This window comes from Cellulomonas sp. Root137, assembly GCF_001426725.1.
Lineage (GTDB): Bacteria > Actinomycetota > Actinomycetes > Actinomycetales > Cellulomonadaceae > Cellulomonas.
Genome location: NZ_LMFG01000001.1, coordinates 1,936,113 through 1,949,517 on the forward strand (window position 1 = coordinate 1,936,113; position 13,405 = coordinate 1,949,517).

Consider the following 13,405-nt stretch of genomic DNA (forward strand, 5'->3'; position numbering starts at 1 on the left):
CGTCAGGCCCGCAGCGACGCGACGTACTCCTGGACCGCGGCGAGGGTAGGCAGCAGCCCCTGCGCGGCCGCCTCGGACAGCGAGGGTGCCGCGAGGTCCTTGTCCGACAGCTGGGGCGTGAGGGGGCGTCCGTCCCGGCCCGTCGTCGGCCAGTCGATGCCGACCTCGGGGTCCAGGGGGTGGATGCCGTGCTCGCGACCGGGGGAGTAGCCGGTCGAGCACAGGTACAGCACCGTCGAGTCGTCCTCGAGCGACATGAAGGCGTGACCGATGCCCTCGGACAGGTAGATCGCCCGGCGGTCGACGTCGTCGAGCAGCACGCTGTCCCAGCGGCCGAACGTGGGCGAGCCCACCCGGATGTCGACGGCGACGTCGAGGACCGCACCCTTGGCGCACGTCACGTACTTGGCCTGGCCCGGAGGGACGTCGGCGAAGTGGATGCCGCGCAGGACCCCGGCTGCGGAGACCGAGGCGTTCGCCTGCTGCAGGTCGAGCGGGTGTCCGACGGCCTCCGCGAACGGGCCGCCCTTGAACCACTCGAGGAAGACGCCCCGCGGGTCGCCGAACTGCTTCGGGGTGATCTCCCAGGCCCCCGGGACCTCGAGCTCGCGGAACTCCACGTCGTCCTCTTTCCGTCGGTCGGCACCCGGTCCACGCGCGGCCGGAGCGACCGCCCATCCTAGCGGCGCGGCTAGGCTGGCGGACTGTGCGGCGACGGCCCGGACACGACGATCGAAGGAGTGCACGGTGCGCTGGTTGGTGACAGGTGCGGGTGGGATGCTCGGCCAGGACCTGGTTCGTCGGCTCACGGACGACGGGCACGAGGTCACGGCGGCAGACCGCGCGCAGCTCGACATCAGCGACGAGGCGGCGGTCGACGGCGCCGTGCGCGGGCACGACGTGGTGGTCAACTGCGCGGCGTGGACAGCGGTCGACGACGCCGAGACCCAGGAGGCCGCGGCGTTCACCATCAACGCGACCGGCGCGGCGCTGCTCGCCCGCGCCGCACGGGCGGCGGGTGCACGCAGCGTCCAGATCTCCACCGACTACGTGTTCGACGGTGCCGCCGACGCTCCCTACCCCGAGGACGGCGCGCTCGCGCCCCGCTCGGCGTACGGCCGCACCAAGGCCGCGGGCGAGTGGGCCGTGCGGGCGTCGAACGACGACCACTTCGTGGTGCGCACGGCGTGGCTGTACGGCGCCGGCGGTCCGTGCTTCCCCAAGACGATCGCCCGGGTCGCGCGCGAGCGTGGCGGGCTGGACGTCGTGGCCGACCAGGTCGGGCAGCCGACGTGGACGGTCGACCTCGCCGATCTCGTCGTCCGGCTGGTCACCGCGGGTGCCCCGAGCGGGACGTACCACGGCACGTCGTCGGGCTCGGCCTCGTGGCACGGGTTCGCGCAGGCGGTGGTCGGCGCGGCCGGCCTCGACCCGGCCATCGTGCGGCCGACGACGAGCGAGGCGTTCGTGCGACCCGCCCCGCGACCGGCCTACTCGGTGCTCGGGCACGACGCCCTGGTGCACGCCGGAGTCGCCCCGATCGCCGACTGGCGGGAGCGCTGGGGCGTCGCGGCGCCGACCGTCCTGGCCTGATCCGGTGGCCCGGCTCCTGACCGGAACGCCTCGAATGTGGCTAGCATTCGGCGCGTGACCCCTGAGCGACGCGCGGAGCGCGACCGGACGACCGTGGAGCCCGGCGCCGAGAGCGTCTACAGCGCCTGGAAGGGCTGGGACGAACCCGAGGCGTTCGCTGCGGTCGCCCGGGGCGACGACGCGTACTTCCGCTCCGAGCTGCGCGAGGTCTGCCGGTTCACGCGGGTGCGCGACGTGCTCGAGGTCGGCTTCGGCAGCGGGCAGTTCCTCGGCTTCTGCCGGCGCCAGGACTGGGCCGTGACCGGCACGGAGCTCCTGCCCGAGCTCGTCTCGGCCGCGCAGGATGCCGGGTTCACCGCGTACGGGGCCGACGCGCTGGACGCCCTGCCCGACGCGTCCTTCGACCTCATCACCGGCTGGGACGTGTTCGAGCACATCGACCCGGACCAGAGCGTGGAGTTCCTGCGGCGGCTGCGCGCCAAGCTGCGTCCGCACGGCGCTCTGTTCTTGCGCTTCCCCAACGCCGACAGCTGGTTGGGCAACGCGTTCCAGAACGGCGACCCGACGCACGTCAACGCGATCGGCGCGCACAAGATGACGTACTACGCCCACGAGGCGGGCCTGCGGATCGTGCTCTTCCGCGGTGCCCGTCGCCGCGGGTTCCAGACGTCCGTGATCCACGGCGTGCACCGGATGACGGCGGGGGCCTACGCGGAGGTCGCCGGGACGCTGCGGCGGGCGATCTACTTCCCGGCGCTCAAGGTGGTGCTGTCGACGTCGGACGTCGTGTGCGTGCTCACGCCTGAGTGAGCGGCGGTCCCGCGCCCGTCTCGGGCTCCGGGTCGACCTCGACCGCCCGCTGGCGCTCGGCCAGCTCGGTGACCTCCAGGCGGAGCAACGCGATCTCCTCCGCGAGGGTCCGCGTCTCCTCCTCGAGGTTCGACACCTCGGCCGAGAGCTGGATGCACACGAGCAGCAGGACCACGAACCCGGTCGCGAAGACCAGGTTGACCGGGGTCTCCACCCCGAACACCCGGGAGAGCCAGAAGGCCAGCTGCGGGAAGATACTGACGATCACCACGGCGGCGGCGAGCGCGATCCAGATGCCCGCGTACTTCTCGCGGATCCGGCGGGTGCGCAGGAGGAAGAACAGCAGTCCGACGACGAGCACGCACAGCGAGACCGCGAACAGGTAGCCGCTCATGCCGTCGCACCCTCGACCGCGACGGGCTCGCTCGGTCGCGAGAGCGCGATGAGCAGGGCGAGCATCGCCCGCGAGAGGAAGACCGCCGCCTTCACCGGGCTGTGCGACGGACGACCACCCGCCCGGATACGCATGTTCACGCCCACCTGACGGACCCGCAGGCCCGCACGGGACGCGATCACCAGGGACTCGATGGTGTCTCCCAGGTACTCGGCCGGGTAGTTGGACGCGAACAGGCGGATCGCCGGCGGCGCGCACGCCTTGAACCCCGACGTGGTGTCTGTGAGCTTCGTGCCGGCCACGCGCGAGAGGACCTTCGACAGGATCGTCATCGACCACTTGCGCGGACCGCGGACCTCGTACTCGCCGACTCCGGCGAACCGGGCACCGATGACGATGTCGGCCTGCTCGGCGTCGAGCGTCTCGAACAGGACGCGGACCTCGGCGGGGTCGTGCTGCCCGTCGGCGTCGAGCTGCACCGTGCGGTGGTACCCGTTCCGGTAGGCGTACGTGTAGCCCGCGCGCATCGCCCCGCCGACACCGAGGTTGATCGGCAGGTCGAGGACACGGGCGCCGGCCGCCTTGGCGACCGTCGCGGTGCGGTCCGTGGAGCCGTCGTTGACCACGAGGATGTCGGCGTCGGGCAGGGTGCTGCGGACCTCGTGGACGATCGTCCCCACGGTCTCCTCCTCGTTCCACGCGGGAACGATGATGAGCACTCTCTGCTCGGGGCTGGCGGGCATGGCCTGCACTCTACCGACCGATCAGGGGCGCTCGTGACGCCGCGACGAGGTGGACGACGACCCCGACGACGGGCCCGACGCCGAGGCTGAGCACCGCACGCAGCTCCACCGGCAGCGGGAGGAGCAGGATGATGGTCGAGACCAGGGTCGCGGCGATCCAGCCCGCCGTGTAGGCCGCGTGGCGGTCCAGCGCGAGGACCGCGGCGCCGGTGAGCGTGAGCAGCGCCAGGAGCGCGGCGGCGAACGTCAGCCCGGCGAGCACGGCCCCGTCCACGCGGTAGTCCGACCGGATGAGGGTAGCCATCAACCACGGACCGACGAGCCAGGCGAGCAGCGCGCCGAGGGCACCGGCCCCCAGGACGGCGAGGGCGATGGGGCGGATCGCCGCGATGCCACGGTCGCGATGGGTGAGGAAGTGCGTGATGGCCACGCCCTGGTAGGCGCCGAGCGGGATCATCAGCGGGGCCCGCGTGAGGGAGACCGCGATGAGCAGGGGCGCGGAGAGCGCGTACTCCGCCGGCGTCGACGTGACGCGCAGCAGCACGGGGAAGCCGACCACGAGGGCGGCGCTCGAGGCCGCGGCGACGATCGCGGCGCCGGACCGTCGCAGGAACGGCCACGTGGTGACGTCGGCCCGCGCGCCCGCCGCCCGTCGGGCGGCAGGTGAGGCGGCGAGGACCAGCAGCCACGTCCCGGCCGCGGCCGCGGCGGCGACCTCCAGCCCCGCGATCGCGGCCCCGGCGACGGCGGCGAGCGCGACGAGCGCGAGCCGCGCCGTCGCCTCGGAGCCGACGAGGACGGCGAACACCGACCAGCGACCCGCGCCGCCGAGCGAGCCCGCGAGGGCGACCTGTCCCGCGAAGGCCACGACGGCGAGCGCGAGCACCGCGATGATCAGCGGCTCGCGCTCCCCGAGGACCGGCGCCGCCCACCACGCGGAGGTCGCCACCAGGAGCAGCCCGAGGGCGGCACCGATCGCGAGCGCCAGCGGGAGGACGGGGGCGCCGGGCGCGCGTCCCACCGCGCCGTCGTACGCGCTGCGCACCGACCGTGTCGTCTCGTTCTGGATCCCGGCGAGCATGCCGAACGAGAAGAACAGCAGCGACCAGAACGCGAGGAAGTCGGCGTTGCGCGCGGGCTCGAGGGTCCAGGCCGCGATGAGGATGACGCCGTAGCTCGAGGCCGCGGCGACGACCGAGGCGACACCGACGCCCGTGGCGCTCCCGCGGGTCAGGGCGCCCGGACGCTCGGTCTCGGGCGACGTCATGCGGTGCGCACCGCCGCGGCATAGGCGTCGTCGTGCACGCGCAGGCAGTTGGCCCACGTGAACTCCTGCACGCGGGCGAGCCCGAGCGGCTGCAGCTCCTGCGTGCGCGCGATGGCCTCGAGGGCACCCCGGGCGATGTCGGCGGGGTCGGTGGGGTCGAACAGGACCGCGGCGTCGCCGCAGATCTCCGGGAGCGACCCGGCCGTGGACGCGGCGACCGGGCAGCCCGACGCCATCGCCTCGAGCGGCGGCAGCCCGAAGCCCTCGTAGAGGCTCGGGAACACGAGCGCGCTCGCGGTGCGGTAGAGCCGGCGCAGCTCGTCGAACGGCACCAGGCCGCGCACGTCCACCCACGACGGCACGGGACCGAGCGAGTCGAGCGCGCCACCGGTGAGCACCAGGCGCAGGTCCGGACGGGTCTCGCGGAGCAGGCCGACGGCCTCGATGAGCCGTGGGTGGTTCTTGTGCGCCCAGCCGCGGGCCGGGTAGAAGACGAACGGCTCGCGCTCGCCGAGGTGCGGCGTGAACGCGTCGGCGTCCACGCCGAGGTGCGCGACGAACACCCGGTCGGCGTCCACCCCGACCTGGCTGATGATCTGCTGGCGGGCGAACTCGCTGATCGTCACGACGGCGGCCGCGTGACGCGCTGCCCCTTCGTAGAAGCGGGTGCGGTAGAGCAGCTCGGCCCGGCTGAACAGGTGCGGCAGGTCGAGGTGCTGGACGTCGAACAAGGTCTGCACCATCGGCACCCCGCGCGGGGGCGTGGGCACGGGTGCGGTGAAGGGCACGTGCACGAGGTCGAACCCGCTCATCGCCTGGCGCAGCGCGCGGCCGTGCAGGGCGGCCTGGGCGAGCGTGCGGACGCGGTCGACCGTCGAGTGGCCCCCGGTGACGCCGTGCGTGACGTGCTCGGGCAGCGGGGCGCAGAATCCCGCACCGATCTTGGCGACGAACCCGGTGGCGTCGACGGTCGAGGAGCCGGCCAGGCCGCGGACGAGCTCGCGGGCGTAGGTCTCGGAACCACCCATGCCGCCGGGGACGAGGGTGAGCATCGACAGCGCGACCCGCAGACGGTCGTTCTGGGGTGTCATCGGGGTGCGTCTCCGTGAGTCTGGGCGCGGCGCTTCCCGCGGCTGGTCGGGCGCGGCTCGTCGTCGCGCGACCTCAGTGTGGCCCATCCGGCCCGGCGCCGACGAACTCACGTCCCTTGTAGAGTCGGGGCACCCCACCCTCGGAAAGGCCCGTCCGCATGCCTCTCGACATCCTCGTCCCGTTCTGGGGCGAGCCCGCGCTGCTGCGCGAGACCGTGCGCAGCGTCCTGGCGCAGCGCAACGACGACTGGCTGCTCACGGTGGTCGACGACGCCTATCCCGACGAGTCGGTCGGCGCCTGGTTCGCCGAGCTCGACGACCCGCGCGTGACCTACGTGCGCAACGAGCGCAACCAGGGGATCACGGAGAACTACCGGACCTGCGTCTCGCTGGCCACCCAGGACGTCGTGGTCCTGCTCGGCTGCGACGACGTGCTCCTGCCGAACTACGTGGACGTCGTGCTCGCCGCCGCCGCGGCGTTCCCCACGGTCGACCTGATCCAGCCGGGCGTGCAGGTCATCGACGAGCACGGCGCCGTCGTCTCGACGCTGGCCGACACGGTGAAGCAGCGGCTGATGATGCCGAGGACGCGTCGCCCGCGCGTGCTGTCGGGGGAGGACCTGGCCGCGAGCCTGCTGCGCGCCGACTGGCTGTACTGGCCGTCGCTCGCGTTCCGCCGCGAGGTGCTCGTCTCGACCCCGTTCCGCGACGGCATGCCGATCATCCAGGACCTCGCGCTCGTCATCGACGTCGTGTGCGCGGGCGGGCAGATGCTGCTCGAGCCCACCCTCTGCTTCTCCTACCGCCGGCACACGGCGAGCGCGTCCTCGGCGAAGGCCCTGGACGGCAGCCGCTTCCGGGGTGAGCGGGAGTACTTCCGGCAGGCCGGCGACCAGGTCGCAGAGCTGGGCTGGCGCCGCGCGGAGCGTGCCGCCCGGACCCACCTGACCTCCCGGCTGCACGCCCTCACGCTGGTCCCGCAGGCGGTCACGTCGAAGCGGCCCGGTGCCGTCGCGACCCTGCTCCGCCACGCGTTCCGACCGGGTACCGCACCCGAGTGACCCACCCGGCCGCCGTGAGAAGATCGGCGGGCCGACGACCCCTAGGAGAGCAGTGAGCATGTCCTCGACGTCCGAGACCGGTTCGACGCGACGGGGCACGGTGCTCGTCAGCGGGGGTGCCGGGTTCATCGGCACGGCGATCTCCCCGGCGCTGGCCGACGCGTTCGAGCACGTGGTCGCGGTGGACAACCTCCACCCGCAGATCCACCCCAGCGCCGCCCGGCCGGCCGACCTGGACGCGCGGGTCGACCTGCGGGTCGGCGACGTCACCGACCCGGGCACCTGGGACGCCGTGCTGGCCGACGTGCGGCCGGACGTGGTCGTGCACCTCGCCGCCGAGACGGGGACCGGGCAGTCGCTCGCCGAGGCGTCGCGCCACGCGATGGTCAACGTCGTGGGGACCACCCAGATGCTCGACGCGTTCCTGCGCCACGACGCCCTGCCCGCCCGCGTGGTCCTCACCAGCAGCCGGGCCGTCTACGGCGAGGGCGCCTGGCGCCGGGCAGACGGCTCGCTGTTCTACCCGGGGCAGCGCACCAGCGCGATCCTCGAGGCCGGCCAGTGGGACTTCCCCGGAGCCGAGCCGGTCGCCATGTCCGCCGACGTGGTCTCGCCGGCCCCGGTGAGCGTCTACGGGGCCACCAAGCTCGCGCAGGAGCACGTCCTGGCGTCCTGGGCGCAGTCGGTCGGCGTGGAGCCGGTGACGCTGCGCCTGCAGAACGTGTACGGGCCCGGGCAGTCCCTGATCAACCCGTACACGGGGATCATGTCGCTGTTCTGCCGGCTGGCGAAGGCCGGGCGCTCGATCCCGCTGTACGAGGACGGCGAGGTCCGCCGCGACTTCGTCCTCATCGACGACGTCGCCCGCGCGGTGGTCGCCGCCGTGCTGGCCGACGCTCCCGGCACGGACCCGATCGACATCGGCTCGGGGGAGCAGCAGACCATCGCGCGCGCCGCCGAGCTCATCGCCGCGCACTACGGTGCGCCCGCACCGCACGTCACCGGGCAGTTCCGCCAGGGCGACGTGCGGCACGCGTGGGCGGACGTCTCGCACGCCCGCGACGCGATCGGCTGGACGCCCGAGTTCGACCTCGAGGCCGGCGTCGCCCGCCTCGCCTCGTGGATCGACACGCAGCCCGGCGTGAGCATCTGACACACCGACGAGCCCCGGCGTCGCTCGCGGACGCCGGGGCTCTGTCGTGCGGTGCGCCGGGTGTCAGCCCAGCAGCTGCACGTCGTGGTCGACCATCGCGTGCACGACCTCGGTGAACGAGCGGGTCGGGGTCCAGCCCAGCACCTCGCGCGCCCGCGTCGGGTCGCCCACCAGCTGCGCGGTGTCCGTCGGACGGACGAAGGCGGGGTCGGTGCGGACCCAGCGCTCCCAGTCGACGATCCCGACCCGGGCGAGCGCTGCCGCCGCGAACTCGGCGACCGAGTGCGTCTCGCCGGTCGCGACGACGAAGTCGCCGCCGCCCGGGTGGTTCGCGGCGCGCACCAGGGCGTCGACGTAGTCCGGCGCCCACCCCCAGTCGCGCCGGGCGTCGAGGTTGCCCAGTGCGATCTCGCCGGTCCCCTCGCGACCGATGCGCGCGGCGGCCTGCGTGATCTTGCGCGTGACGAACGCGGGCGGGCGGCGGGGCGACTCGTGGTTGAACAGGATGCAGCTGGACACCGCCAGCCCGCGTGAGCGGTAGATGCCCGACATGTGGTGCGCGTACGCCTTGGCCGCCCCGTACGGGTTGGTCGGGCGCACGGCCGTGGCCTCGTCCTGCGGGACACGGTCGGGCTCACCGAAGATCTCCGCGCTGGAGGCCTGCACCACCGCGACCAGCCTGCCGGTGGACTCCTGGACGTCCAGCGCCGCCGCCAGCAGCTCCGCGACCGCCAGCCCGCTGAGCAGCCCCGTGAGGCCCGGCTGCTCCCAGGAGGTGGCGACCGAGCTGATGCCCGCCAGGTTGAACAGCTGGTCGGGTGCGACCTCCCGGACCAGCTGGTGCAGCCCCGGACCGTCGGCGAGATCGGTCTCGTGCAGGTGCACCTGCGGGTGTGCGGTCCGCAGCTGGCCGGTCGAGGGGTCGCCGGCACGGACCATGCCGTGCACCTCGACGCCGTCCTCGAGCAGCCGGTCGACCAGGTAGCTCCCGTCCTGCCCGGTGACGCCGGTGACGAGTGCGACGCTCACGCGGTCACTTCCCGTTGAGCGCGCGCTGCTCCTGCAGGTCGTTGTCGACCATCATCTCGACGAGCTCCTGGAAGCCGACCTTGGGCTTCCAGCCGAGGACGTCGTGGGCCTTGGACGGGTCACCGATGAGCAGGTCGACCTCGGCCGGGCGCATGAAGCGCGCGTCCTGGTGCACCAGGCTCGACCAGTCCTCGATGCCGACGCGGCGGAAGGCGATGTCGAGCAGCTCGCGGATCGAGTGGGTCTCGCCGGTGGCGACCACGTAGTCGTCGGCCTCGTCCTGCTGGAGCATCCGCCACATGGCCTCGACGTAGTCGCCGGCGAATCCCCAGTCGCGCTTGGCGTCGAGGGTGCCCATCGTGATGCTGTCCTGCAGGCCCAGCGAGATGCGGGCGACGGCCTGGCTGACCTTGCGCGTGACGAACTCCGGCCCGCGGCGCGGCGACTCGTGGTTGAACAGGATCCCCGACGACGCGTGCATCCCGTAGGACTCGCGGTAGTTGATCGTCATGTAGTGGCCGAACACCTTGGCCACCCCGTACGGGGAGCGCGGCCACAGCAGGGTCGACTCGCGCTGCGGGACCTCCTGCACCTTGCCGAACATCTCCGAGCTGGACGCCTGGTAGAAGCGGACCTTGTCGGCGTTCTCGCCGGCGTGCAGCCGGATGGCCTCGAGGATGTTGAGCACGCCCTTGCCGGTGACGTCCGACGTGAGGTGCGCGTTCTCCCACGAGTAGGCGACGAACGAGATCGCGCCGAGGTTGTAGACCTCGTCGGGCTGCGCGACGGCGAGCGCCCGCAGCAGGCTCGACAGGTCCGTGAGGTCGCCGGTGACCAGGTGCACGCCCGGCACGGTGCGCTCGACCAGCTCGTACTTCGGGTTGTTCTGGCCGCGGATGAGGCCGTAGACCTCGTAGCCCTTCGCCAGGAGAAGCTCGGCGAGGTACAGACCGTCCTGGCCGGTGATGCCCGTGATGAGCGCGCGGGGGGTCCTGGTACCGGTCATCGTCTTCCCTCTGTGGTGCGTCGGGCCGCGTGCACAGCGCGCAGCCGGGGCTGTGCCCCGTCGTGGTCGTGGATCGGCAGTAGGTTACCGCGACGTGCGTCGCGGGCGGTCGCCGCGGGTCACGGGCGGTCGAGCACGGCGTCGCGCACCAGGGGTCCCAGGAACGTGGAGTAGACGCCCGTCAGGTGGTTGATGTCCGACCGGACGACGATGCCGTCGACGAACCCCGGGCACAGGCCGTCGGGGCTGCAGACCCAGCCGCTGGTGTCGATGTACGTGACGTCGACGCCGCGGGCCTGGGCTGCGGTGACGGCCGCCTTCTCTGCGGCGGAGGTCCGGTACCAGGCGTCGTGCACCTGCGTGACGCAGTCGGCCGGGCGGCTGGTCCGGGTGGCGCACTGCGTGAGGTCCGCCGCGGACGGCGGTGAGCTCAGGACGACGATCGGCGCGATCGGGGCAGCCCGGTCGATCGACTCCTCCAGCGCAGCGGTCCAGCGCGCCTCCGCCTCGGCACCGGTCGACCCGTCGGGCAGGTTGTCGATGTAGCCCTCGGCGCTGCCGAAGACGACGAGGTCCGGTGCGACCGTCGCGGCCTGCTCGAAGGCCCAGTCCCGGTGCTCGTCGCACGTCTGGTAGGGCTGACGGTCGATCGACCGGATGGTGATGGTCGGCGACGGGCAGCCGTACTTGCCGTACGAGTCGACGTTCCAGCCCTCGGGGATCAGTCCGGCCTGGAGCGCGGGCAGCCACGCGATGGCGGTCGAGTCGCCGATCACCAGGGCGGTGTTCTCGGCGTCGGCGGGGCCGTAGACGCAGTGCTGCTCGACGACGTCCCAGTTGTTCACGCACGCCGGGTCGTTGAGCTCGGTGGGCTGCGAGGCGGCCACGGCGTCGAGCGTCGGGTTGAGCTCGGGCCACTCCGTGGCCGCGAGCGCGGTCTGGATCCCGGCGGCGACGGCCGAGGCCGGGTCGTCCGCGTCGATCACCGGGGGCGCGACCGGGGAGGGGATCGCGGCGGCCGGGGTCGCAGCGGCGTACTGGCGCTGCAGGAGGCCGACGGTGCCGACCGCGAGCACCACGGACGCGAGCGCCGCAGCGACGAGCGCGCGCGGGATCCTCGGCTTCTGGCGGGCGGGGGTGCGCGCGTGCGCTCGTGGCTCCAGCCACCGCGAGCGGCGGATCGGGTCCTCCACGAGGTGGAACGACAGGACCGAGAGGCCCAGGGCGATGACGACTGCGAGCGCGCTGTGCAGTCGACGCTCCACGGGCATGGCGGCCGCGAGCAGGATGATGACGGGCCAGTGCCACAGGTACAGCGAGTACGAGATCTTGCCCAGGTAGCCCGCGACCGGGTTGGTGAGCGGCAGGAGGGAGGACTGGCGGTCCTCGCGCGTCCCGGCCAGGATCACGGCCCCGGCACCGAGCACGGGCAGCGCTGCCCAGGGCGCGGGGAACGTCGAGGTGGGCGTGATGAGGAACGCGCCGGCGCAGATCGCCAGGAACCCCGCCCACCCGATGACAGGCCGCACCCGGCTGGGCAGTCGCACGAGGTACGGCGTGGCGACGGCGAGGAGGGCACCGAGCAGCAGCTCCCACGCGCGCGAGAACGTCGAGAAGTACGCCACGGTCGGGTTCCCGGTCGACTCCTGGGCGGAGAACACGAAGTCGGCGACGAGGATCAGGGCGGTGACGGCCGCGATCCCCGCGACGGCGGCCGGGCGGCGGCGGAGGCGGACGGCGGCGAGCATCGCCAGCAGGATCCAGGGCCAGACGAAGTAGAACTGCTCCTCGACGGCGAGCGACCAGTAGTGCTGGAGCGGGCTCGGTTCCTGCGCGGAGGCGAAGTAGTCGGTCCCGACCGCGGCGAAGCGCCAGTTGGCGGAGAACAGCAGCGACCAGAGCCCGTCGACGGCGATCTGCTGGGCACGCGACGCGAAGTAGAGGGCATAGCTGGCGCCCACGGTCAGGACGAGCACGAGCGTCGACATCGGCAGGATGCGGCGCGCGCGGCGGCGGTAGAAGTCCGCGAACGAGATCCGCCCCGTGCGCGCGTGCTCCTTGAGCAGGAGTCCGGTGATGAGGAAGCCGGAGATCACGAAGAAGACGTCGACGCCCACGAAGCCGCCGGCGGGGAACCCGAAGGCGTGGCTGACGATGACCAGACCGACGGCGAGGGCGCGCAGTCCCTCGATGTCGGGGCGGAACCCCGTCCGCACGGCGCCACGTCGGGTGGGTCGCGTCGTGGCCGCGCCAGGAGCGGTCTCGGCGACCGGTCGGTCCTCGGTCGTCGTCGTCGTGTCCGGTGCAGCGTGCGTCATGCGGTACCCGGTCGTTCCAGGTCGGAGTCGAGGAGGCCGAGCAGGTAGCTGCCGTAGCCGGACTTGGTCAGGGCCTCGGCACGCACCCGGAGCTCGTCGTCCGAGAGGAAGCCGCGACGCCACGCGACCTCTTCGGGCGAGCCGATCTTCAGACCCTGGCGGTGCTCGACCGTCCGCACGTAGTCGGAGGCCTCGAGCAGGGAGTCGAACGTCCCGGTGTCGAGCCAGGCCGTGCCGCGGGGGAGTACCTCGACCTGGAGCCGGCCCTGCTCGAGGTACGCGCGGTTGACGTCGGTGATCTCGTACTCGCCACGGGGCGACGGCGCGAGGTCGCGCGCGATGGCGAGGACGTCGTTGTCGTAGAAGTACAGGCCGGGCACGGCGTAGTTCGACCGCGGCTTGGCGGGCTTCTCCTCGAGCGACAGGGCGCGGCCGGTGGCGTCGAACTCGACCACGCCGTAGCTCGTCGGGTCGGCCACGCGGTAGGCGAACACGGCTCCGCCGTCGATCTGCTCGAACCGCTGGAGCCGCGAACCGAGGCCGGGGCCGTAGAAGATGTTGTCGCCGAGGACGAGCGCCGCGGAGTCGGTGCCGACGAAGTCCGCGCCGAGGACGAACGCCTGGGCGAGCCCGTTGGGCTCCGCCTGGACCGTGTACGAGATCGAGATCCCGAACTGCGAGCCGTCCCCGAGCAGGCGGTGGAACTGCGCGGCGTCGTGCGGCGTCGTGATCACGAGCACGTCGCGGATCCCCGCCAGGATCAGCGTGGACAGTGGGTAGTAGATCATCGGCTTGTCGTACACGGGGACGAGCTGCTTGCTGACGCCGAGAGTGATCGGGTGCAGCCTCGTGCCGGAGCCGCCGGCCAGGATGATTCCACGCATGGGCACCAAGTGTGCCTCAGATCGGGCACCTCCCTGGACGCGCCGTGCCGCCGGTG

The 13,405-nt window shown here is 72.7% G+C and carries 13 protein-coding genes; 4 read left to right on the forward strand and 9 right to left on the reverse strand.

Features of this window, described 5'->3' with window-relative positions; all coding sequences use genetic code 11:
* Positions 1–2: 2 nt before the first annotated feature.
* A complete protein-coding gene (locus ASD18_RS09250) occupies positions 3–620 on the reverse strand; it encodes a dTDP-4-dehydrorhamnose 3,5-epimerase family protein (protein WP_056089707.1) in 618 nt (205 codons plus the stop codon).
* A 127-nt stretch (positions 621–747) separates the two neighbouring features.
* Between ASD18_RS09250 and rfbD the strand changes: the two genes are divergently transcribed.
* Both rfbD and ASD18_RS09260 read left to right on the forward strand, forming a co-directional pair.
* The gene (gene rfbD / locus ASD18_RS09255; protein WP_056089710.1) at positions 748–1,593 is read left to right on the forward strand and encodes a dTDP-4-dehydrorhamnose reductase; all 846 of its coding nucleotides are present in this window, start codon (positions 748–750) and stop codon (positions 1,591–1,593) included.
* A 54-nt stretch (positions 1,594–1,647) separates the two neighbouring features.
* Positions 1,648–2,403, forward strand: coding sequence for a bifunctional 2-polyprenyl-6-hydroxyphenol methylase/3-demethylubiquinol 3-O-methyltransferase UbiG (locus ASD18_RS09260; RefSeq protein ID WP_056089713.1), 756 nt, complete (start codon positions 1,648–1,650; stop codon positions 2,401–2,403).
* Here ASD18_RS09260 and ASD18_RS09265 read toward each other — a convergent pair.
* Genes ASD18_RS09265 through ASD18_RS09280 form a run of 4 tightly spaced genes read right to left on the reverse strand, consistent with a single transcriptional unit; the run spans position 2,390 to position 5,898 of the window.
* Positions 2,390–2,797, reverse strand: coding sequence for a DUF2304 domain-containing protein (locus ASD18_RS09265; protein ID WP_056089716.1), 408 nt, complete (start codon positions 2,795–2,797; stop codon positions 2,390–2,392). The genes ASD18_RS09260 and ASD18_RS09265 overlap by 14 nt on opposite strands.
* Positions 2,794–3,540 (reverse strand): glycosyltransferase family 2 protein, encoded by a 747-nt coding sequence (locus tag ASD18_RS09270; RefSeq protein WP_056091935.1) that lies wholly within the window; start codon positions 3,538–3,540, stop codon positions 2,794–2,796. The genes ASD18_RS09265 and ASD18_RS09270 overlap by 4 nt, the downstream gene beginning before the upstream one ends.
* 10 nt (positions 3,541–3,550) lie before the next feature.
* Entirely contained in the window at positions 3,551–4,807 is a 1,257-nt protein-coding gene (locus tag ASD18_RS09275) for a hypothetical protein (protein WP_056089719.1), read from the reverse strand.
* Positions 4,804–5,898 (reverse strand): glycosyltransferase family 1 protein, encoded by a 1,095-nt coding sequence (locus tag ASD18_RS09280; RefSeq protein ID WP_056089722.1) that lies wholly within the window; start codon positions 5,896–5,898, stop codon positions 4,804–4,806. The genes ASD18_RS09275 and ASD18_RS09280 overlap by 4 nt, the downstream gene beginning before the upstream one ends.
* A 158-nt stretch (positions 5,899–6,056) precedes the next feature.
* Here ASD18_RS09280 and ASD18_RS09285 point away from each other — a divergent pair, with 158 nt between their 5' ends.
* Complete coding sequence (locus ASD18_RS09285) at positions 6,057–6,959, forward strand: glycosyltransferase family 2 protein (protein WP_056089724.1); 903 nt, start codon at positions 6,057–6,059, stop codon at positions 6,957–6,959.
* 58 nt (positions 6,960–7,017) lie between these two features.
* Positions 7,018–8,112, forward strand: coding sequence for an NAD(P)-dependent oxidoreductase (locus ASD18_RS09290; protein WP_056091938.1), 1,095 nt, complete (start codon positions 7,018–7,020; stop codon positions 8,110–8,112).
* 63 nt (positions 8,113–8,175) lie between these two features.
* Here the strand turns inward: ASD18_RS09290 and ASD18_RS09295 are convergent, their stop codons facing one another.
* The 4 genes from ASD18_RS09295 to rfbA all read right to left on the reverse strand — a co-directional run bounded on the left by ASD18_RS09295 (position 8,176) and on the right by rfbA (position 13,349).
* Positions 8,176–9,141, reverse strand: coding sequence for a GDP-mannose 4,6-dehydratase (locus ASD18_RS09295; protein WP_056089727.1), 966 nt, complete (start codon positions 9,139–9,141; stop codon positions 8,176–8,178).
* A 4-nt stretch (positions 9,142–9,145) separates the two neighbouring features.
* Positions 9,146–10,147, reverse strand: coding sequence for a GDP-mannose 4,6-dehydratase (locus tag ASD18_RS09300; protein WP_056089729.1), 1,002 nt, complete (start codon positions 10,145–10,147; stop codon positions 9,146–9,148).
* A gap of 119 nt (positions 10,148–10,266) precedes the next feature.
* Complete coding sequence (locus ASD18_RS09305) at positions 10,267–12,465, reverse strand: acyltransferase family protein (protein ID WP_056089732.1); 2,199 nt, start codon at positions 12,463–12,465, stop codon at positions 10,267–10,269.
* Positions 12,462–13,349 carry a glucose-1-phosphate thymidylyltransferase RfbA gene (gene rfbA / locus ASD18_RS09310; protein WP_056089735.1) on the reverse strand — a complete coding sequence of 296 codons (888 nt, stop codon included), beginning with the start codon at positions 13,347–13,349 and terminating at the stop codon, positions 12,462–12,464. The genes ASD18_RS09305 and rfbA overlap by 4 nt, the downstream gene beginning before the upstream one ends.
* Positions 13,350–13,405: the final 56 nt, after the last annotated feature.

Coding starts and splice junctions, on each gene's coding strand:
- ASD18_RS09265 (WP_056089716.1), bottom strand. CDS start 2,797: ATGAGCGGCTACCTGTTCGCGGTCTCGCTGTGCGTGCTCGTCGTCGGA.
- ASD18_RS09270 (WP_056091935.1), bottom strand. CDS start 3,540: ATGCCCGCCAGCCCCGAGCAGAGAGTGCTCATCATCGTTCCCGCGTGG.
- ASD18_RS09275 (WP_056089719.1), bottom strand. CDS start 4,807: ATGACGTCGCCCGAGACCGAGCGTCCGGGCGCCCTGACCCGCGGGAGC.
- ASD18_RS09280 (WP_056089722.1), bottom strand. CDS start 5,898: ATGACACCCCAGAACGACCGTCTGCGGGTCGCGCTGTCGATGCTCACC.
- ASD18_RS09285 (WP_056089724.1), top strand. CDS start 6,057: ATGCCTCTCGACATCCTCGTCCCGTTCTGGGGCGAGCCCGCGCTGCTG.
- ASD18_RS09290 (WP_056091938.1), top strand. CDS start 7,018: ATGTCCTCGACGTCCGAGACCGGTTCGACGCGACGGGGCACGGTGCTC.
- ASD18_RS09300 (WP_056089729.1), bottom strand. CDS start 10,147: ATGACCGGTACCAGGACCCCCCGCGCGCTCATCACGGGCATCACCGGC.
- ASD18_RS09305 (WP_056089732.1), bottom strand. CDS start 12,465: ATGACGCACGCTGCACCGGACACGACGACGACGACCGAGGACCGACCG.
- rfbA (WP_056089735.1), bottom strand. CDS start 13,349: ATGCGTGGAATCATCCTGGCCGGCGGCTCCGGCACGAGGCTGCACCCG.